The organism is Pseudomonas sp. TH34, assembly GCF_016650865.1.
Lineage (GTDB): Bacteria > Pseudomonadota > Gammaproteobacteria > Pseudomonadales > Pseudomonadaceae > Aquipseudomonas > Aquipseudomonas yamanorum.
Genome location: NZ_JAEKFB010000023.1, coordinates 19,605 through 38,208 on the forward strand (window position 1 = coordinate 19,605; position 18,604 = coordinate 38,208).

Consider the following 18,604-nt stretch of genomic DNA (forward strand, 5'->3'; position numbering starts at 1 on the left):
TCTACAGTGGAGGGCAGCCTGCGCCAAAGGTTTTATGAAATCGTCTGCCCCGCGACGAACGGGGCGCAAACGCGACAGGTTCATCTCAAACATGACAAGAGCCCATCGGATGGGCTAGCTTCAAGGGGCATTCAGTCATTGATCAACTTGCGGAGGTACTCCATGCCAGTGAAACACGACCTGTATCAGGACCTGACTTTCACCAAGGAAGACATTCAACAGCGCAGGGCGGGCGACAACTACCTGGATTCGCTGCTCCACCAATACGACAGCGCCGACAAGGAGGTTTTGGAGCTTGAGTCCTCCAGTGGCGGCGACGAGGAGCTGGAGAAGCTGAAGAAAAAACGCCTGTTGATCAAAGACAAGATCGTCGAGCAGTTGGAGAAAGCCACAGCCAAGTAAAATATTTGTTCAGAATTGCCTGAAAGACAGCGGCACCGCCGCTGCCTATCATGCCAATCGTTCGCCCGGCACTGGGGCTCTTAGACGGCGCATGGAATGCGCTGTGGCCGGGCGAACTCTCTCTTTCAAGCCAGCAGCGCGCGTTTGCATTCGTCAATCGAGCGCTGCTGGGTTTCCCCGTACAACTTCAGCTCATCAATCGTCTGACGGCCCAGGGCCTTTTCAAACTCGGCCTGGTTGGAGTTGGCCGCGTAGTGACTTTGCGCCGCATCCCCCAGGTTCGACTGGAAAATCCCCGCCGCACTCACGGGCAGAAAATCTTCGTACACCAATGGCTCCACATCCACGTGGCCGGCGGCGATCAGTTCGTCCAGGGTGGCGGCCTTGTCCTGCGCGGCCAAGCCTTTCTCGGTCACGAAGTAGCGGAAGTACGCCAGCTCCTGCTCGCGCATCTCGCGGTGATTATCGGGAAACCTCTGGAAGTGCTGCTCCATCAATTCGGTGTAGCGCCCGGCATTGGCCTCATTCGGAAACGCGCCCAATTCATCCCGTGCAGCATTCAGCAGTTGGTCATACAGCGCACGGCCCTTGGGGGTCAGCGCCACGCCGCGTTGTTCGATCTCACCGAAGCGCGCGCTGTGGCTGCCCTTGGCATCGGTAAACGCAATCGCCTCGTCGAGGGCCTTGAAGCTGGTCTGGCGCAGCAGGATCGGGCACTGGCGGCGGGGCGGGCCTTCGATCACGGCCTTTGGGGTGATGCCTTTGCCGGGCATCGCGGCCTGTACCTGGTCGATGTCCAGGGTGCGCGGTGTCAGGTGGTTGATGTGCGGGCCCTTGAATGCCACCACGTCGGCGATCAGCCGGTGCTGGTCGCTCAGTTGCTGGTATTGCGCGGCGGTGACGGTGGCGGTGTGGTGCCAGCGGAAGGTTTCCAGGGCTTGCTGGATAAACGCTTCGGCGTGGGTGGCGTCGAGGCCGCCGTCGGCTTCCGCTTGTTGGATCAGTTCAAGGGCGCGTGGGGTGAAGATCGAGCGTTTGGCCAGGGCTGACTCGGCGAATGCGCGCAGCTCAGGATTTTCGATCAGTTCCAGGCGCAGCAGGGAAGTGAATACCCGGAACGGGCTGGTTTGCAGGGCGCTTTCATGCACGGCGCGAAAGGCCGTGGAGTGCACCGGTACCCCGGCGGGCGTGAGGTCGTAATAGCCCACCGGCTGCATGCCCATCACCGCAAACAGGCGACTGATGGTCGCCAGTTCTTCGGCGGTGCCCAGGCGGATGGCGCCGTGTCGCTCCATGTCCAGGCGCTGGATTTCCCCGGTGCGCTGCAGTTGGCGAGCCAGCGCGGCGTCGGTGTTGAGCACGCGGGCGTTGGTCTCGGCCACCAGTTCCATCAGCGCACCATACAACGGCACTTCATCGCGGTACATGTCGGACATGGCTTTGGAGAAGCCTTTGCGAATGTCGTCAGGGCTGACATGGCGGGCAGTGGGCATAGAAAAATTCCTGGCGGCTGTCGAGGTGAACTACACGGTTGCCTGATTTTGTTGGGCCCGCCATGGCCTTGCAAACGAAGATTCCTCTGGACTTCATTCTGCAAATGAATGAGCTGGATGTTATTAGCTTCACGTGCATCTCAGCGTCGATGGGCTCTACACTGGCCGTCACCTCTGAACGCGACGGAAGACTCGATGACGGCACAGCCTGCGACGAACATTCTGAACACGATTGAAGGCCAGCGCCTGGCCAGGGACGACGTCGAGCGCTGGCGTGACTGGGGCCCTTACCTGAGCGAGCGGCAATGGGGCACGGTGCGCGAAGACTACAGCGCCGACGGCGATGCCTGGCGCTACTTCCCCCACGAACACGCCCGCAGCCGCGCCTACCGCTGGGGCGAGGATGGCCTGGCGGGCTTCAGCGACAAGGCCCAGCGCTGGTGCCTGGGCCTGGCGCTGTGGAACGAGCACGACGCGATCATCAAGGAGCGTCTGTTCGGCCTGAACAACGCCGAGGGCAACCACGGCGAAGACGTCAAGGAACTGTACTTTTTCGTCGATGGCGTGCCGAGCCATGCCTACATGCGCATGCTCTACAAGTACCCCCACGCGGCCTTTCCCTACGACGACCTGATCACCGAAAACGCCCGGCGTGGCCTGGGGGATGCCGAATACGAAATCCTCGATACCGGGGTTTTCGAAGACAACCGCTACTGCGACGTCACGGTGGAATACGCCAAGCATCAGCCCGATGACGTGTTCATGCGCATCACCGTCCACAACCGATCGGACCAGCCCACACGCTTGCAGGTGTTGCCGCACCTGTGGGCGCGTAACGACTGGAGCTGGACCCACGATGCCCCCAAGCCGGAACTACGGCTGGAAGGCGATCAGGTGGTGGCCCGGCACCATGAGCTGTTTGATCGCCACCTGAGTGCCTGGGGCCAAGACGGTGTGGAGTGGTTGTTCTGCGAGAACGAAACCAACTTCCCCAAGCTGGACGGGCAACCTGGGCCGGGGCCGTTCAAGGACGGGATCAACGACTATGTGACCACGGGCCTGGAATCGGCGATTCGCCGGGATTCGGGCACGAAAGTGGCCGCGCGTTTCATCCTGGAACTGGCGGGCCAGGAAAGCAAAATCCTGTACCTGCGCTTCGCCCCGGCGGAGGCGCCGTGGATCAACGCGCGCAAGCTGTTCGAAGAGCGTCGTCAGGAGACCGATGATTTCTACGCGGCGCTGCAGCAGGGCATCGCCGATGAAGACGCACGCAACGTGCAGCGCCAGGCCCTGGCCGGGCTCTTGTGGTCCAAGCAGCTGTATTACTTCGACGTGAATCAATGGCTCGACGGCGACCCGGCCCAGCCGGCGCCGCCGCCCGAGCGTTTGCATATCCGCAATACCCATTGGCGGCACCTGTCGAATTTCGACATCCTCTCGATGCCCGACACCTGGGAGTACCCGTGGTACGCCTCGTGGGACCAGGGTTTCCAGGCGGTGGCGTTTGCGCTGGTCGACCCGGGTTACGCCAAGCAGCAACTGTTGCTGTTGGTGAAAGACCGCTTCATGCACCCCAACGGGCAGTTACCGGCGTACGAATGGCGTTTCGACGACGCCAACCCGCCGGTGCATGCCTGGGCCAGCTGGCGGGTGTACCAGCAGGACAAGGCGCTGAACGGCGTGGGCGACATGGATTTCCTGGAGCGGATCTTCCACAAGCTGCTGCTGAATTTTTCCTGGTGGGTTAACCGTAAGGACGCCGAGGGCCGCAACCTGTTCCAGGGCGGGTTCCTCGGGTTGGACAACATTGCGCTGTTCGATCGCTCGGCTGATTTGCCGCCGGGTTATCAGTTGGACCAGGCGGACGGCACGGCGTGGGTGGCGGCGTATGCGCTGGACCTGATGCGTATCGGCCTGGAACTGGCCAAGCGCAACGTGGTGTATGTGGACATCGCGGTGAAGTTCTTTGAGCACTTCCTGTATATCGCCGGGGCGATCAACCGGGTAGACGACAGTGCCGAAGGCTTGTGGGATGAGCAGGATCAGTTTTTCTATGACGTGCTGCATCGTCCGGGCGGTGAAAGTGAGCCGGTGCGGTTGCGCTCCATCGTTGGCCTGATGCCGCTGTTTGCGGTGCTGGTGCTGGAGCAGCGGGAGCATGAAGGGCTGGAAGGTTTGCGCGAGCGGTTGCTGGGGTTTATGAAGCATCGGCCGGACCTGGCCAAGTTGGTGTCGCGCTGGAACGAGCCGGGGCAGGGGAATCGCCTGTTGCTGGCGCTGTTGCGGGGGAGCGGACCAAGGATTTGCTGCGGCGCATGCTGGATGAGTCTGAGTTTCTCTCGACGTTTGGTGTGCGGTCGCTGTCGAAAGCGTTTGCCGAGGAGCCGCTGGCGTTGAAGATGAATGGCAATACGCTATGTGCCCGTTATGAGCCGGCGGAGTCGGATTCGCGGTTGTACGGGGGTAACTCTAACTGGCGTGGGCCGTTGTGGATGCCGGTCAATTACATGCTGATTGAGTCGTTGCGGGAGTTTCATCGGTACTACGCGGATAATTTTTCGGTGGAGTATCCGGCGGGGAGTGGGTATCTGGCTTCGCTGGAGGAGGTTGCGGATGGGCTCAGTCAGCGGTTGACGCGATTGTTTCTGAGGGATGAGAACGGTTCGAGGCCGTCGATGGTGGGGTATGCGCAGTTGGAGGCGGATCCGGGCAGTCGCGATTTGGTGTTGTTTCATGAGTACTTTCATGGCGAGACCGGGCGGGGGTTGGGGGCTTCGCATCAGACGGGGTGGAGTGCGTTGGTGGCGTTGTTGTTGCAGCCCAAAACCTGAAAACAGCACAATCAAAATGTGGGAGCGGGCTTGCTCGCGAAAGCGGTGGGTCAGCCAACAAATCCTGCGCTGATACACCGCTTTCGCGAGCAAGCCCGCTCCCACACTGGTCTGGCCAGGGTTGCCCTGATCAGGCCGGGAACAGCTCGCTCAATTTCATGGCCAGCATCATGTCGCCTTCAGTGCGCAGTTTGCCACCCATGAATGCCTGCATGCCGTCGGTGGAGCCGTCGACGATGCCTTTCATGGTTTCGCCGTCCATCACCAGAGTGACTTGGGCGTCTGGGTTTTCACCTTCCAGCAGTTCGCAGGTTTTGTTTTTCACGACCAGCGAGAAGTTCTGGGTGTCGTCGATACGGAAACCGAACACCAGGTCCAGGCCGTCGGCAGCGGCTGGGTTGAATTTGGCTTTCATTGCTTCTACGGCTTTAGCTACGTCAGTCATGGTTTCGATCCTTTTATGGTGAGTCCAGTGACCTTGGGGTCACGGTTGGCCGCAGCTCATCGGAAGGTGATGAGCTGCGGCGCCTTCAACAGTTGCAAGTGGGTATGGCTGTTGAAGGAAGCCAGTGCCACCTCGCGACCACGGAATTTCAGCTGGTTGAGCGAGGTGTTAACAATTTGCCAGTTCAGTTCGAAGGCCTGTGCAGCAGGTATCCGGGTAATCAGGTGGAGCAGGGCCGTGATGGTGCCGCCGGAGGTAAACACGGCGATTTTGTCACTGTTGTCGGCGGCTTCGAGGAGGCGTTGCAGGCCGCCCTGGACGCGCTCGACAAACCCCAGCCAGCTTTCCAGGCCCGGCGGGTCGTAGGTGCCGGCCAGCCAGCGTTCGACAATCAGGGAAAAGATGCGCTGGAACTCGCCGCGGTTTTGCGCGGCGTTGCGCAGGATGTGCAGGGCTTCGGGTTCGCTGTGCAGCAGGTCCGGGAGCAGGGCGCGGATGATCGCCTCGGCGTCGAACTCGTTGAACGCGCTGTCGATTTCCAGCGTGGGTACCGGCAAGCCGAGGGCGCTGTATTGTTCGAAGGCGGCGGTGGCGGTGTGCTGCTGCCGGCGCAGGTCGCCCGACACGCAACGGTCGAAGCTCAGGCCCAGTTCCGCCAGGTGGCGGCCCAGCACTTGCGCCTGTTGCACGCCGATGGGCGACAGCACGTCGTAGTCGTCTGCACCGAAGGAGGCCTGGCCATGTCGAATCAGGTAGATGCTGCCCACGTCCGTTTTCCCGGTACGTTGAAAGTCTGGCGAGGTTATGAGGATGCCGGGAAGCTGTCAATGAAAAAACATACGCTTGTTTTAAAAGGTCGTTAGAGGCCCGTTGCTGGCGGTTTGATCACTGGCCCCATGACGGTGGCGTCGGTATGCTTGGGCAATCCGCGCCTGGCGCACTGCACTTGTAAGGAGTCACATGGATTTTCTGGCCGAGTACGCTACTTTCCTGGCTAAAACTGTCACCCTGGTCGTCGCCATCCTGGTGGTGCTGATCAGTTTTGCCGCGCTGCGCAGCAAGGGCCGCCGTAAAGCCGCCGGCCAGTTGCAGGTCAGCAAGCTCAATGATTTCTACAAAGGCCTGCGTGAGCGCCTGGAGCAGACCTTGCTCGACAAGGACCAGCTCAAGGCCCTGCGCAAGTCCGAAAGCAAAACCGAAAAGAAGAAAGGCAAGAAGAAACCCGAAGCCAAGCCTCGGGTGTTCGTGCTGGATTTCGACGGCGACATCAAGGCCTCGGCCACTGAAAACCTGCGCCATGAAATCACCGCACTGCTGAGCCTGGCCACGCCCAAGGACGAAGTGGTACTGCGCCTCGAAAGCGGCGGCGGCATGGTTCACAGCTACGGCCTCGCTTCGTCGCAACTGGCGCGTATCCGCGAGGCGGGCGTGCCGTTGACCGTGTGCATCGACAAGGTCGCGGCCAGCGGCGGCTACATGATGGCGTGCATCGGCGAGAAGATCATCAGCGCACCGTTTGCCATCCTTGGCTCGATTGGCGTGGTGGCGCAGTTGCCTAACGTCAACCGCCTGCTGAAGAAGCACGATATCGATTTCGAAGTGCTGACCGCCGGTGAATACAAACGCACCCTGACGGTGTTTGGCGAAAACACCGAGAAGGGCCGCGAGAAGTTCCAGGAAGACCTGGACATCACCCATCAACTGTTCAAGAACTTCGTGTCGCGCTACCGCCCGCAGTTGGCCATTGATGATGTGGCCACCGGTGAAGTCTGGTTGGGTGTCGCGGCGCTGGACAAGCAACTGGTAGACCAGTTGCAAACCAGCGATGAATACCTGGCGACCAAGGCCAAGACTGCCGAGGTGTTCCACCTGCACTATGCCGAGCGTAAAAGCCTGCAGGAGCGGGTAGGCCTGGCGGCCAGCGGTTCAGTAGACCGGGTGCTGCTGACCTGGTGGAGCCGCCTGACCCAGCAGCGTTTCTGGTAATCCTTCAACTGACGGTCGAAGATCAAAATGTGGGAGCGGCGGTGCGACGATTCGACTTGCTCGCGAAGGCTGTGGATCAGTCACAGATGTATTGACTGACACACCGCCTTCGCGAGCAAGCCCGCTCCCACATTGGTTTTGTGTTGGTCACATTACCGAGCTAGTAACGAGGCCTGAGGCACCGCCGGTATGGGGTGCTGCATCAACAACCCCACCACCAGCGCCCCCAGCAAACCCAACAACCCCGCCACCCACAACACCACGCTGAACCCGCCGACAAACGCCTGCCGCGCCAGTGGCTGCACCATCCCTCGTGCCGTTTCAGGCAGCAACGCCATGGCCGCCGGCATATCGCCTGCCACTACCCGTGAAGCAATCCCTGCCACTTGTTCCTGCCACTGGGAGCCGATGCTCGTGTGCAGCAACTGTTCGCTATGGCTGCTCAACAACGCCCCATACACCCCAATCGCCAACATGATCGCGCTGAAGCGCATGGTAGTGCTCATACCCGACGCCATTCCCGCGCGATCCCGTGGCACGCAGGCCATGATGTTTTTCTGGGTGTCACCATTGAGCAACCCGGCGCCGGCCCCCGTGACCGCTATGGCCAGGGCGAACGGCAGATAACCGCCGACATTCACCGCCCAGGCACTCAGCAGGTTGCCGCACCCCACCAACGCCAGCCCCGTCGCCATCATCGTTGCCGGGGCAAAACGGCTGGCCAGGCGGGCGCCAATTCGCGGGCAGATCAACATGGTCAAGGCAAACGGCAACATGCCCAGCCCCGAGGCAATCGCGGAGAACCCCAGGCCGTTTTGCAGGTAGAACGGCAGCAACGTCATCATCACTTGGGCGCAGCCGGCGTAGGCGAACATCCCCAGCAGCGCACCGATAAAGCGCGGGTGCTTGAACAACTGCAGGTCCACCATGGGTCGCTGTTGCAAGCGTTCGGCGAGTACAAACACACCCAGCAACGCCGCACCGCCCAGCAGCCGCGCGTAGGTCAGCGGGTTGTCCCAGCCGATGCGGTTGGCTTCGATCAGGCCCCAGATCAAACACAGCAGGCTGGCGCTGAACGCCAGGCTACCCCAGGGATCGAGCCTGGCGGACTGGGCGTCCCGAGACTCCGGAATCGCGCGCAACACCAAGCCCATCAACACCAGGCCAACCGGCAAATTGAGATAGAAAATCCAACGCCAGCCCAGGTACTGGGTGATCAAACCGCCGAGGGTCGGCGCGGCGGTCATCGCCACGCCCATGCACGCGCCCCAGAAGGCCCAGGCCTTGGCGCGCTCCACTTCGTCGTGAAACGTATGGCCGATGGACGCCAGGGCCGAGGTCAGCAGCAGCGCCGCACCGACACCTTTGACGGCGCGGGCGATATCCAGGAACAACGCATTCGGCGCCGCGCCGCAGCCAATGGACGCGAGGATGAAAATACTCAGGCCCCAGATCAGGGTCTTCTTGCGCCCAAAGCGGTCGGCGATGCTCCCGGCCGGCAATAGCAGGGCGGCGAAGGCCAGCATGTAGGCGCTGACCACCCATTCGATGTCGGCAAAATTCGCCCCCAGGTCCCGGGCGATGCTCGGCAGGGTGACGGCGACGATATTGGTGTCGAGCACGATCAGTGAACACACCCCGGAGGCAGTCAGCAGCGTGACACGTGGGCTGACCTTGCTCATGGATGCACCGAAGCCACCGCCGCCAGGGCGATTTCATCATCGTGGGCCGGGGTGTCTGCGCTGATGCCGATGGCGCCCACTACCTGGCCTTCGAGGATGATGGGCTGAGCGCCTTTCATCATCAGCAGGCCGGCGGTGACGGCTGCCTGGCGCCCGCCGTTGATGGCGTTTTCCAGATCGGCCGACGGCCGTTTGAACAGCGCCGAGGTACGGGCCTTGCCTTGGGCCAACTCAATCCCGGCAACCACGGGAGCGCCGTCCATGCGGGTGGTGAGGATCGGCCAGCCGCCATCGTCAACAATCGCCAGCGCGCAGGGCCAGCCTTTATCAGCGGCGACTTTACCGGCCTGCGTGGCGATCTGCTGGGCGGTGGCCAGGGTCAGTATTGCCTTGTGGGCAATGGTGGCGGGTGGTTCGGCGGCCATTGCCGAGGGCAGGGTGGCCAGCGTTGCGAGTGCCAGTACCAGGGATTTGACTAACATGGGGGTGCCTCTCTACTGTGAGCGTGCGCACAGCTTAGTCCCGCCGAGTCTTGGCTTTATTAGGCGTGACAGTGATCTTCATTACCTTTGAGCTAATCCTGCGATGGAAATACGTCATTTCCGCTACTTTCTGGCGGTTGCCCGGCAACGCAATTTCACTCGGGCCGCCGAGCAGCTAGGCATCGCCCCGCCGACCCTGAGCCGGCAGATCCAGGACATGGAGAACACCCTCGGTACGCGCTTGTTTATCCGCCAGCAGCGCGAAGTCAGCCTCACCGAAGCGGGAGCGGCGCTGTTGATCGAGGCTGAGGCCACGGTGCGTCAGTTCGAATTCGCCCAGCGCAATGCCCAGCGCGCCGGGCGCGGGGAGATTGGTCACATTGAATTGGGGTACGTTGCGTCGGCGGTCTATTCAGGCCTGTTGCAGCGTCAGGTGCAGTCGTTCTGTGGGGACTTCCCCGATGTGAGCCTGAGCGTGCGCGAAAGCCCGATGGCGACGTTGCCGGGGCTGGTCGCAGAGGGGCGCTTCGATATTGGCTATATCCGCTCGCCGATGACATTACCTGAGGGCGTCGAGGCGGTGCGTTTGAACAGCGAAGGGTTTGTGCTGGCGTTGCCCCAGGATTCCTGGCTGCTGGGATTAAAGGCGATCAGTTGCGAGCATCTGCAAAACGAGACCTTTATCTTGCCTGAGCAAATCAGCGGCACGCTGCAGGTGGCCGCGCAGGGTGGTTATGCGCCGCGCCTGGGGCCGCAACCGGGCGGGTTGGTGGCGGTGATTGCCCTGGTGTCACTGGGGCAGGGCGTGGCGGTGGTGCCAGAGTCGGTGTTGGGGCATGTGAGCTTGCCGAACGTGGTGTACCGCACGATTGACGGCAGTGAGGCGTCGTCGTGGTTGTCGCTGATCCACCGGCGCTTTGAAAAGGCGCCGGCGGTGGCGCGGTACATCGAGCAAGTCAAACTGAGTGCGGCTGGTTTTGGTGATAAAAGTTAAGCCGGGTAGCGGCCATCGCAGGCAAGCCAGCTCCCACAGCTGACCGTGTACGCCCGGGCAACTCGGTCAACTGTGGGAGCTGGCTTGCCTGCGATGAGGCCTGACCAGGCGCTACACCAACCGCGGCTGAACCGAATCCGCCAATCGCGTCAGTATCAAGCAGCATGACACCGCTCCAGCATCCAGCACACCCAGCGAGCGTTCGCCCAGACGGCTGGCGCGACCTATCTTTGCCACCAGATCCTTGGTGGAATCCCGCCCCTGTGACGCCGCACTTTTCATCGCGTCCAGCGCCTCACTGAATGACGCCCCCGACCCATTGGCCTGTTCAAACGCTTCCACCGCCGGAATCAAGGTGTCCATCAAGCACTTGTCACCCACGCCGGCGTCGGTGATGTCCTGCAACGAGGTCAACCCGCCCCGCAGCAAATGGGCAAAGGTCGCCGCGTCAATCTCTTCGCTGCCGCGCACCTCATCCGCCATGCCGATAAACAGGCTGCCATACAGCGGCCCCATGGAGCCGCCGATGCCTTCCATCAGGCTCAGCGTCAACTCGTCCAGCGCTTCGGCCAGGGTCAACTGACGGCCTTCAATGGTGCGCCCGCAATGGGCAAACCCCTTGGCCATGTTGATGCCGTGGTCGCCATCGCCAATGGCGCCGTCGACTTCGCTCAGGTATTCGCGGTTGGCAACGATCACGCTCACCAGGTCGGCGACGATGGCGCTGCCGTCGTGGGTGGAGAAATGCTGGCTCATGGTTTAGTCCGCCTGGGTCATGCCGATGGAACGGCAGGGTTGGTCGATCAGGGTTTTCAGCTCGGCGTCCAGGCCCAGCAAGGTCAAAGTCACCCCCATCATTTCCAGGGAGGTGAAGTAGTTGCCCACGTAGCAGCGGTGAATCTTCAAGCCCCTGGCCTGCAGTTGACGTTCAACCTCGGCGTAGAAAATGTACAGCTCCATCACCGGCGTCGCCCCCAGGCCCGAGACCAGCACCACCACGCTGTCATCCTGGCTGAAGTCACGGTCGGCGAGGATCGGCGCAAGCATGCGCGCGGCCATGGCTTCGGCGGATTCGATGGCGATCACTTCGATGCCCGGCTCGCCGTGGTGGCCAATGCCCAATTCCATCTGCCCGTCGGGAATCTGGAAGTTCGGCTTGCCCACCGCCGCGATGGTGCAGGGCGTGAGGCCGATGCCGATGGAGCGGCAGTTGTCGACGGCCTTCTGGGCGACGCGAATCACCCCGTCCAGATCGTAATCCTGGGCAGCGGCCGCACCGCCGACCTTCCACATGAAGATTTCGCCTGCCACCCCGCGACGCTTGGCGATATCGGCCTTGGGCGCCGAGGCCACGTCGTCGTTGGCGACCACGGTGCGGATCTGCATGTCCTTGCTGGCGGCCATTTTCATTGCCAGCTTCACGTTCATGTTGTCGCCGGCGTAGTTGCCGTACAGGCACGCCACGCCGGCACCCTGGTCGGCGGCGCGGAAAGCATCGAAGAAGCTTTTGGCGGTGGGCGAGGAGAAGATTTCGCCGACGGCCACGGCGTCCACCAGGCCGGGGCCGACATAGCCGAGGAAGGCCGGTTCATGGCCGGAACCGCCGCCGGTCACGATGCCCACGCGGCCCTGTGGCGACGCCTTGGCCTTGCCGATCACCCGGGGATTGGTTTCGTATTGGCGCAGCTCTGGGTGCGCGACCAAAATGCCCCGCAGCATGTCCTCGACCACTTGGTCCGGATCGTTTATCACTCGATTCATAACGCGGTTTCCTGTGTTCTTATTCTTGGTGTGGGAGCCGGGCTTGTGTGGGAGCTGGCTTGCCTGCGATTGCATCGGCTCGGTGTCACTGATAGACCGAGGCGTCCGCATCGCAGGCAAGCCAGCTCCCACAAAAAGCCAAAGCCCGGCTCCCACAGGGTTCTGGGTTATTAAGCCAATCAGGGTTCCAATACGACTTTAAGCGACTTGTCCCCGCGCTCCATCACCGCAAATGCTTCCTTGAAGTCTGCCAAGGCAAATTTGTGGGTGACCACGTCGCGCATGTCGATCTTGCGGTTGCCGATAAAGTCGATGGCGCGCGGGTACATGTACGGACCCAGGTGGGAGCCCAGCACGTCCAGTTCCTTGCGGTCGCCGATGATCGACCAGTCCACCGTGGCCTCGTCGTTGAACACGCTGAACTCCACAAAACGTCCCAGTTTGCGCAGCATCGCCAGGCCCTGGTTCACCGCCTTATGGTGCCCGGTGGCCTCAATGTAAATGTCGCAACCGTAGCCGTCGGTGATCTCGCGAATCTTCGCCATGACGTCGACTTCAGCCGGGTTCCACACTTCGTCCGCACCCATGCGCAGGGCGAGGGCGGCGCGCTCGGGTTTCATGTCGAGCACGATGAGTTTTTTCGGGTTGCGCATGCGCACCGCGCCGATGATTCCCAGGCCCAACGTACCGGCGCCGGCTACCACCACGATGTCGTCGAAATCCACATTGGCCCGCTCCGCTGCGTGCAGGGAGCAGGCCAGGGGTTCAATCAGGATGGCTTCGTCCGGGGCAATCGAGTCCGGCACTTTGTGGATGATGCCTTCCTTGGTGAAGATCATGTACTGGGCCATGGCGCCCTGGACGTTGTTCTGGAAACCGTACAAGTCGTGTTTCTGGCACATCCAGTACTGGCCGTGGTTGCAGAAGCGGCAGCCCCAGCACGGCACGATCTGCTCGGAAATCACCCGGTCGCCGACCTTCACTCCACGCTTTTCTGCGCCTGGGCCGAGGGCGACCACGCGGCACACGAATTCGTGGCCGGGAATCATCGGCGGCTTCACGTAGCGCGGCTGCTCAGCATCGCCCCAGAACGATGGAGCACCGCGATAAGTCTTGATGTCGCCCATGCAGATGCCGCACAGCTCGACCTTGGTCAGGATCTCGTCGGGCCCGGGCGTCGGTACATCGACGGTCTCCAGGCGATAGTCTTCGGGGCCATGGCAGACCACGGCCTGCATGGTTTTCGGAATGACGGGTGACAGTTGCTCGGGCGTGCGTTCGGTAACGGTAGACATGACGATAAACCTCACGACAAAAGATCAATTACTGGATGCTGTAGCCGCCGTCGATCACCACGTTCTCGCCGGTGATCATCTGCGCGGCGTCGCTGAGCAGGTACAACGCCAGCCCGGCGATTTCTTCCGGCTGGGCAAAGCGGCCCGCCGGGATCTGCAATTTGGCCCGTTCCCCCAGCTCGCCGGCCCAGGCCTTTTTGCCCAGGGCGGTTTCGACGATGGTCGGGGAAATGGCGTTGACGTTGATGTGGGGCGCCCATTCCATGGCCAATACCTTGGTCATGCCGACCACGGCGGCCTTGCTGGCGCAATAGGCGACGTGACGGTCCAGGCCTATTAACGCCGCTTGGGAAGCGAGGTTGACGATGCGCCCGCTGCCCTGGGCAAGCATGTGTTTGGCGCAGGCCTGGGCGACGAAAAAGCTGGCCTTGAGGTTGATGTCGAGGGTGGTGTCCCAGGCGTTTTCGCTGACGTCCAGGGCCTTGTCCAGCAGGGCGACCCCGGCGCTGTTGACCAGGTAATCCAGGCGTTTGAAGTGATCGAATACGTAGTCGACGGTGCTGTGCACCTGGTCGAGTTGGCGCAGGTCCACGGCGATGCCGATGTTCCCGGTGCCGAGGCTGGCGGCGACTTCGACCACGGCCGGGTCACGGTCGAGCAGGGCCACCCGCGCGCCGCGTTCCACCAGCAGGCTGGCACAAGCCAGACCGATCCCGGCGGCCCCGCCGGTGATCACGGCGCAGCGGCCGGTGAGGTCGAAGGCTTGATTCCAGAATCCAGACATGAACATGACTCCATTTTTCAGATCGGTGGAGATCCAATGTGGGAGCGGGCTTGCTCGCGAAAGCGGTGTATCAGGTGGCACATCTGTTGAATGATCCACCGCTTTCGCGAGCAAGCCCGCTCCCACACTTGACCGGGTTTCAAGTCAAAACTTACTTCGTACCGCTCACCTGCTGGTACAGCGCATCCGCATTCGCATTGGTCACCGGCACCCACGGCAGGATGTAGTTCTTGGCGGTGCCGTCACCCCATTTCACATCCTTGCCATAGCGTTCCCAGATCACCGACTGCGGCTTGTAGTCCTTGCCGGCCAGCGCCCGCAGCGCCACATCCAGCGCGCCTTGGGATTGCGCCTGGGCGTCTTGCAGGAAGGTGGTCACTTCATCTTTCTTCGCCGCCTGGATCGCATCCGGCATGCCGTCGATAGACGTCACCGGCACATCCTTGGACGACAGCCCATGGGACTTCAATGCCTGCACCGCACCGAGGGCCATGTCATCGTTTTGCGCGATCACCCCGTTGATGCCTTTGGGGTGGGCGTTCAGCCAGTCTTCAGTCAGGGCCAGGGCCTGGGCGCGGTCCCAGTTGGCGGTTTTCTTCTCGATGATCTTGATGTCCGGGTGCTTGCCCAGCACTTCCATCTCACCCTTTTCCCGGTCGATCTGTGCCGACTGGCCAATCGGGCCCTGGATGATCACGACGTTGCCCTTGCCCTTGAGCTTGTCGACCATGGCCTGGGCCTGGAGCCGGCCGCCTTCCACGTCGTCGTTGCCGACATAAGGTACGTTGGCGTCGGCCACCTTGGTGTTGGAGGCGATCACCACCACGTCATTGCTCATGGCGGCCTTCACGGTGCCGACGCCGGCCTTGGTGTCGATCGGTACAAACAGGATCGCGTCGTAGTGTTGGGTCACCATGTTTTCAATCTGGTTGTTCTGGGTCAGGGCGTCGTAGTTGCCGTCGAACACGGTCAGTTGCACGGTGCCGTCCTTGACGGCCGGGTGTTCCTTCAACTCGCGCACCCAGTTCTGCATGAACTGGCCCTTGAGGCCGTACACTGCGGCGCCGATCTTGTAGGTCTTGCCATCGGCAGCCAGGGCAATGCTGCTGGCGAGCAGGGAGAGTGCCGCGACGGCGGCCAGGGAAATACCAACTTTCATGATGAGAACTCCGCTTATTGTTGTAGGTCGTTCAGTTCGGTTTCGAGGAAAAGCGACTAGCGTTTTTTCTTGCGCCACACATCAATCAATACTGCGAACACGATGATCAGGCCCTTGGCGACCTGCTGGTAATAGGAGGACACGCCGAGCAGATTCAGGCCGTTGTTGATCACACCGATCAGCAGTGCACCAAACAGCGTGCCGACAATCGTGCCGGTACCGCCCGACAGGCTGGTGCCGCCGATCACCACCGCGGCAATCGCGTCCAACTCATAAGAAGTGCCCGCCTGGGGCAGGGCGGAGGTGGTGCGCGCCGACAGCACCACACCGGCCAACCCGGCGAGCAACCCCGAGACCACGTACACCGAAAACATCACCTTGCGCACGCCGATCCCGGAGGTGCGCGCGCTCTTCTCGTTGCCGCCCACCGCGTACACATAGCGGCCGTAGGTGGTGTAGCGCAGCACCATCCAGAAGATCAGCGCGACCACGGCGAAGATCACGATGGGCACGCCAATCGGGCCGATCTTGCCGATGCCCAGCGCCAGGTACGCGTCGGGCAGGTCGGTGATCGGGCTGCCGTCGTTGAGGATGAAGGTCATGCCCCGGGCAATGCTCAACATGCCCAAGGTCGCGACAAAGGGTGGGATCGACAGGTTGGCGACCATAAAGCCGTTCACCACCCCGAGCATCGCCCCGGCGAACATCCCGGCGCTGACCGCCGCCAGCACGCCATACCCTTGGGTCGCCACCATGGCACTGCACAACCCGGCAAACGCCAGGATCGAGCCCACTGACAGGTCGATGCCCTTGGTCAGGATCACGTAGGTCATGCCCACGGCGAGAATCCCGTTGATCGAGGTCTGGCGCAGGATGTCCATCCAGTTGCGCCAGGTCATGAAGTATTCGCTGGCGAAGGCCATCACCAGGCACAGCAGGATAAACACCAGCGGCAGGCCGAAGCGGTCGAGGGACAAGCGCAGGCGGCTGCGGGGTGCGGTGGTGACGGGGGCGGCTGCAGGTGTAGAAAGTGATTTGGCATTCATGAGGCAAGACTCAGCAAGGCTTCCTGGGAAAGGGCGGTATCGCTGCTGATGGTCACCAGCCTTCCGCCTTTGAACACGGCAATACGGTCACTCAGGTGCAGCAATTCAGGGGCTTCGGACGACACCACAATTGCTGCACCACCGGCGCGCACGAACTGGTCCAGCAGGTGATAGATCTCCTGCTTGGCGCCTTCGTCGATGCCCCGGGTCGGCTCGTCGCACAGCAGGCAGATCGGCTGGGTCGACAGGCATTTGGCGAGCACCACTTTTTGCTGGTTGCCGCCGCTCATGGATTCCACCGGCAGGTCCAGGGAGGCGGTCTTGATCTGCAGGCGCTTGACCATGTCCTGGGCCAGCTGGTTTTCCTTGCGCGCGTTGATCAGCGACCAGCTCGACAGCTGCTTGTAGGCCGACAACGCAATGTTCGAGAGGATGCTGCCGCTGAGCACCAGGCCGCTGTCTTTGCGGTCTTCGGTGACCAGTGACATGCCGGCCTGGATCGTTGCCTTGGGCAGGCCGATGGGCATCGGTTTGCCTTGCAGGGTCACGCTGCCGGAGTCCGGGGTGGTGAGGCCGTAGATGCAGTTGAGGAATTCGCTGCGGCCTGAGCCCATCAGCCCGTAGATACCCAGAATTTCACCTTGGCGCAGTTGCAGGCTGATGTCCTGGAACTCGCCGGCGCGGCTCAGGCTATCGACGTCCAGGCAGCATTCGGCGGCGCATTCGCGGCCGACCTTGTGGTCGATGCGGGTGAGTTCCTGGCCGACGATGCCGCGCACCAGGTGGGCGCGGTCGATATCCGCCATGCGCCCGGTCTCAACGAAAGCGCCGTCACGAAAGATGCTGTAGTCGTCGGCAATCTGCGCCAGTTCACTGAGGCGGTGCGACACATAGATGATGCCGGCACCACGGGCGGTGAGGCGGCGGATCGCCTTGAACAGCGTTTCGGCCTCACGCTCGCCGATGGCCGAGGTGGGCTCGTCCATGATCATCACCTGGCAGTCGTGGCTGAATGCCTTGGCGATCTCCACCAACTGGATCTGCGCCACGCTCAGACGGTGCATGGGGCTGGTGGCGTCGACGTCGAACTCCAGGCCTTCCAGCAGCTCGCGAGTGCGCCGGTTGAGCTCCTTGCTGTCGACGATGCAGCCGGCGCGGCGCGGTTCGCGGCCCAGCCAGATGTTTTCGGCGACGGTCATGTAGGGGATGGGTTCCAGTTCCTGGGTGATCATCGCGATCCCCGCCGCCAATGCTTCGCTGGGGCGGTTGAACTGAACGGGTGAGCCATTGAGCAGGATGGTCCCGGTGTCACGTTGAGTGATGCCCATCAGGATGCTCAGGAAAGTCGACTTGCCTGCGCCATTGCCGCCGCAAAGGGCGTGGACGCTGCCGGCCCGCAGAGAGAGGCGCCCCTCACGCAGGGCAGGGATCCCGGCGTAAGCCTTGGCGACGTGTTCAGCCTGGAGCAGTAATGGCGTGGCCATCGGCGTGTCCTCGTGCTGTGAATTCTTATTAGGTCGCACAGTCATGTTTCGCTGTGATCATATGTGTATCAAATGAAATTCTGATCAGTCAATCTCTTTCACTGAAAAGTTGTAAATGGGCGGATTTGCGCAAAGCGTACCGGTTTAGAGGGCTTTGACCGCAAGGTCAGCTAAATCTTGCTTGACAGGGCGCTTCGAATATCCGAGAAATGGCTGAGCGAAATTTCAATGAGTGATCATATGATCATTCGAAAGTACCCAAAACGGCAGCGGAGCCAAACGCCATGAACACACCTTTCCCGGTGGCTATCGGATGCGATGAAGCGGGTTATGAGCTTAAAGAACTGTTGAAGCGCCATATCGAGGCGTTGGGTTATCCGGTGACCGACTTCGGCACCCACTCCACGGCGCCGGTGCTGTACCCGGACATCGCCCTGGCGGTGGCCACGGCGATCAATGCCGGTGAACAGCGGCTGGGGGTGCTGGTGTGCGGCACCGGCATCGGCATGGCCATCTCGGCCAACAAAGTCCTGGGGATTCGTGCAGCCCAGGCCCACGACACCTATTCGGCGGAACGGGCGCGCAAGAGCAACGATGCGCAGATCCTGTCCATCGGTGCACGGGTGATCGGCGCGGAACTGGCCAAGAGCATCGTCAAGTCGTTCCTGGAGTCGGAGTTCGAAGCTGCGCGTTCCGGGGCCAAGGTCGACCGCATCAACGCGATCGAGCGTGACGGGCATCAGTAGTGGACGGAACGGGG

Annotated in this window: 16 protein-coding genes and 1 pseudogene; 5 read left to right on the forward strand and 12 right to left on the reverse strand. The window is 61.6% G+C overall.

Going from position 1 to position 18,604, the window contains the following annotated elements; all coding sequences use genetic code 11:
* Nucleotides 1–162: 162 nt before the first annotated feature.
* Nucleotides 163–402, forward strand: a complete 240-nt coding sequence (locus JFU58_RS18305) for a DUF465 domain-containing protein (protein ID WP_063031086.1) — start codon at nucleotides 163–165, stop codon at nucleotides 400–402.
* A gap of 125 nt (nucleotides 403–527) precedes the next feature.
* Here the strand turns inward: JFU58_RS18305 and hglS are convergent, their stop codons facing one another.
* Nucleotides 528–1,895 carry a 2-oxoadipate dioxygenase/decarboxylase HglS gene (gene hglS / locus JFU58_RS18310; RefSeq protein ID WP_201141514.1) on the reverse strand — a complete coding sequence of 456 codons (1,368 nt, stop codon included), beginning with the start codon at nucleotides 1,893–1,895 and terminating at the stop codon, nucleotides 528–530.
* 195 nt (nucleotides 1,896–2,090) lie between these two features.
* Between hglS and JFU58_RS18315 the strand changes: the two are divergent.
* A pseudogene (locus tag JFU58_RS18315) lies at nucleotides 2,091–4,726 on the forward strand (MGH1-like glycoside hydrolase domain-containing protein).
* 130 nt (nucleotides 4,727–4,856) lie between these two features.
* On the opposite strand, the gene JFU58_RS18320 reads toward JFU58_RS18315, so the two are convergent.
* Together JFU58_RS18320 and JFU58_RS18325 are read right to left on the reverse strand one after the other, a co-directional pair.
* Complete coding sequence (locus JFU58_RS18320; protein ID WP_017479029.1) at nucleotides 4,857–5,171, reverse strand: SCP2 sterol-binding domain-containing protein; 315 nt, start codon at nucleotides 5,169–5,171, stop codon at nucleotides 4,857–4,859.
* A 56-nt stretch (nucleotides 5,172–5,227) separates the two neighbouring features.
* Nucleotides 5,228–5,938 carry a histidine phosphatase family protein gene (locus JFU58_RS18325; RefSeq protein WP_201141516.1) on the reverse strand — a complete coding sequence of 237 codons (711 nt, stop codon included), beginning with the start codon at nucleotides 5,936–5,938 and terminating at the stop codon, nucleotides 5,228–5,230.
* 193 nt (nucleotides 5,939–6,131) lie between these two features.
* Here JFU58_RS18325 and sohB point away from each other — a divergent pair, with 193 nt between their 5' ends.
* Nucleotides 6,132–7,157, forward strand: a complete 1,026-nt coding sequence (gene sohB, locus JFU58_RS18330) for a protease SohB (RefSeq protein ID WP_093198093.1) — start codon at nucleotides 6,132–6,134, stop codon at nucleotides 7,155–7,157.
* Between the two features lie 152 nt (nucleotides 7,158–7,309).
* Here the strand turns inward: sohB and JFU58_RS18335 are convergent, their stop codons facing one another.
* Nucleotides 7,310–8,839 (reverse strand): MFS transporter, encoded by a 1,530-nt coding sequence (locus JFU58_RS18335; protein ID WP_201141518.1) that lies wholly within the window; start codon nucleotides 8,837–8,839, stop codon nucleotides 7,310–7,312.
* Entirely contained in the window at nucleotides 8,836–9,321 is a 486-nt protein-coding gene (locus JFU58_RS18340; protein WP_201141520.1) for a GlcG/HbpS family heme-binding protein, read from the reverse strand. The genes JFU58_RS18335 and JFU58_RS18340 overlap by 4 nt, the downstream gene beginning before the upstream one ends.
* Nucleotides 9,322–9,424: 103 nt before the next feature.
* Here JFU58_RS18340 and JFU58_RS18345 point away from each other — a divergent pair, with 103 nt between their 5' ends.
* Nucleotides 9,425–10,315 carry a LysR family transcriptional regulator gene (locus JFU58_RS18345; protein WP_201141522.1) on the forward strand — a complete coding sequence of 297 codons (891 nt, stop codon included), beginning with the start codon at nucleotides 9,425–9,427 and terminating at the stop codon, nucleotides 10,313–10,315.
* A 111-nt stretch (nucleotides 10,316–10,426) separates the two neighbouring features.
* Here JFU58_RS18345 and dhaL read toward each other — a convergent pair whose 3' ends face one another.
* The 7 genes from dhaL to JFU58_RS18380 form a co-directional block, all read right to left on the reverse strand.
* The gene (gene dhaL / locus JFU58_RS18350) at nucleotides 10,427–11,071 is read right to left on the reverse strand and encodes a dihydroxyacetone kinase subunit DhaL (RefSeq protein ID WP_201141524.1); all 645 of its coding nucleotides are present in this window, start codon (nucleotides 11,069–11,071) and stop codon (nucleotides 10,427–10,429) included.
* Nucleotides 11,072–11,074: 3 nt separating this feature from the next.
* A complete protein-coding gene (locus tag JFU58_RS18355; protein WP_201141526.1) occupies nucleotides 11,075–12,076 on the reverse strand; it encodes a dihydroxyacetone kinase subunit DhaK in 1,002 nt (333 codons plus the stop codon).
* Between the two features lie 179 nt (nucleotides 12,077–12,255).
* On the reverse strand, nucleotides 12,256–13,371 hold the full coding sequence (locus tag JFU58_RS18360) for an MDR/zinc-dependent alcohol dehydrogenase-like family protein (protein ID WP_063031068.1): 1,116 nt from the start codon (nucleotides 13,369–13,371) through the stop codon (nucleotides 12,256–12,258).
* 28 nt (nucleotides 13,372–13,399) lie between these two features.
* On the reverse strand, nucleotides 13,400–14,155 hold the full coding sequence (locus tag JFU58_RS18365) for an SDR family oxidoreductase (RefSeq protein WP_201141528.1): 756 nt from the start codon (nucleotides 14,153–14,155) through the stop codon (nucleotides 13,400–13,402).
* Between the two features lie 151 nt (nucleotides 14,156–14,306).
* Nucleotides 14,307–15,314 carry a substrate-binding domain-containing protein gene (locus JFU58_RS18370; protein WP_017479039.1) on the reverse strand — a complete coding sequence of 336 codons (1,008 nt, stop codon included), beginning with the start codon at nucleotides 15,312–15,314 and terminating at the stop codon, nucleotides 14,307–14,309.
* A gap of 56 nt (nucleotides 15,315–15,370) precedes the next feature.
* Complete coding sequence (locus tag JFU58_RS18375) at nucleotides 15,371–16,360, reverse strand: ABC transporter permease (protein ID WP_003215711.1); 990 nt, start codon at nucleotides 16,358–16,360, stop codon at nucleotides 15,371–15,373.
* Nucleotides 16,357–17,844, reverse strand: a complete 1,488-nt coding sequence (locus JFU58_RS18380) for a sugar ABC transporter ATP-binding protein (RefSeq protein ID WP_093198065.1) — start codon at nucleotides 17,842–17,844, stop codon at nucleotides 16,357–16,359. The genes JFU58_RS18375 and JFU58_RS18380 overlap by 4 nt, the downstream gene beginning before the upstream one ends.
* Before the next feature lie 284 nt (nucleotides 17,845–18,128).
* On the opposite strand from JFU58_RS18380, the gene rpiB reads away from it, so the two are divergent.
* A complete protein-coding gene (gene rpiB, locus JFU58_RS18385) occupies nucleotides 18,129–18,590 on the forward strand; it encodes a ribose 5-phosphate isomerase B (protein ID WP_003215716.1) in 462 nt (153 codons plus the stop codon).
* The last annotated feature ends 14 nt before the right edge of the window (nucleotides 18,591–18,604 follow it).

Coding starts and splice junctions, on each gene's coding strand:
- JFU58_RS18305 (WP_063031086.1), top strand. CDS start 163: ATGCCAGTGAAACACGACCTGTATCAGGACCTGACTTTCACCAAGGAA.
- hglS (WP_201141514.1), bottom strand. CDS start 1,895: ATGCCCACTGCCCGCCATGTCAGCCCTGACGACATTCGCAAAGGCTTC.
- JFU58_RS18320 (WP_017479029.1), bottom strand. CDS start 5,171: ATGACTGACGTAGCTAAAGCCGTAGAAGCAATGAAAGCCAAATTCAAC.
- sohB (WP_093198093.1), top strand. CDS start 6,132: ATGGATTTTCTGGCCGAGTACGCTACTTTCCTGGCTAAAACTGTCACC.
- JFU58_RS18335 (WP_201141518.1), bottom strand. CDS start 8,839: ATGAGCAAGGTCAGCCCACGTGTCACGCTGCTGACTGCCTCCGGGGTG.
- JFU58_RS18340 (WP_201141520.1), bottom strand. CDS start 9,321: ATGTTAGTCAAATCCCTGGTACTGGCACTCGCAACGCTGGCCACCCTG.
- JFU58_RS18345 (WP_201141522.1), top strand. CDS start 9,425: ATGGAAATACGTCATTTCCGCTACTTTCTGGCGGTTGCCCGGCAACGC.
- dhaL (WP_201141524.1), bottom strand. CDS start 11,071: ATGAGCCAGCATTTCTCCACCCACGACGGCAGCGCCATCGTCGCCGAC.
- JFU58_RS18355 (WP_201141526.1), bottom strand. CDS start 12,076: ATGAATCGAGTGATAAACGATCCGGACCAAGTGGTCGAGGACATGCTG.
- JFU58_RS18360 (WP_063031068.1), bottom strand. CDS start 13,371: ATGTCTACCGTTACCGAACGCACGCCCGAGCAACTGTCACCCGTCATT.
- JFU58_RS18365 (WP_201141528.1), bottom strand. CDS start 14,155: ATGTCTGGATTCTGGAATCAAGCCTTCGACCTCACCGGCCGCTGCGCC.
- JFU58_RS18370 (WP_017479039.1), bottom strand. CDS start 15,314: ATGAAAGTTGGTATTTCCCTGGCCGCCGTCGCGGCACTCTCCCTGCTC.
- JFU58_RS18375 (WP_003215711.1), bottom strand. CDS start 16,360: ATGAATGCCAAATCACTTTCTACACCTGCAGCCGCCCCCGTCACCACC.
- JFU58_RS18380 (WP_093198065.1), bottom strand. CDS start 17,844: ATGGCCACGCCATTACTGCTCCAGGCTGAACACGTCGCCAAGGCTTAC.
- rpiB (WP_003215716.1), top strand. CDS start 18,129: ATGAACACACCTTTCCCGGTGGCTATCGGATGCGATGAAGCGGGTTAT.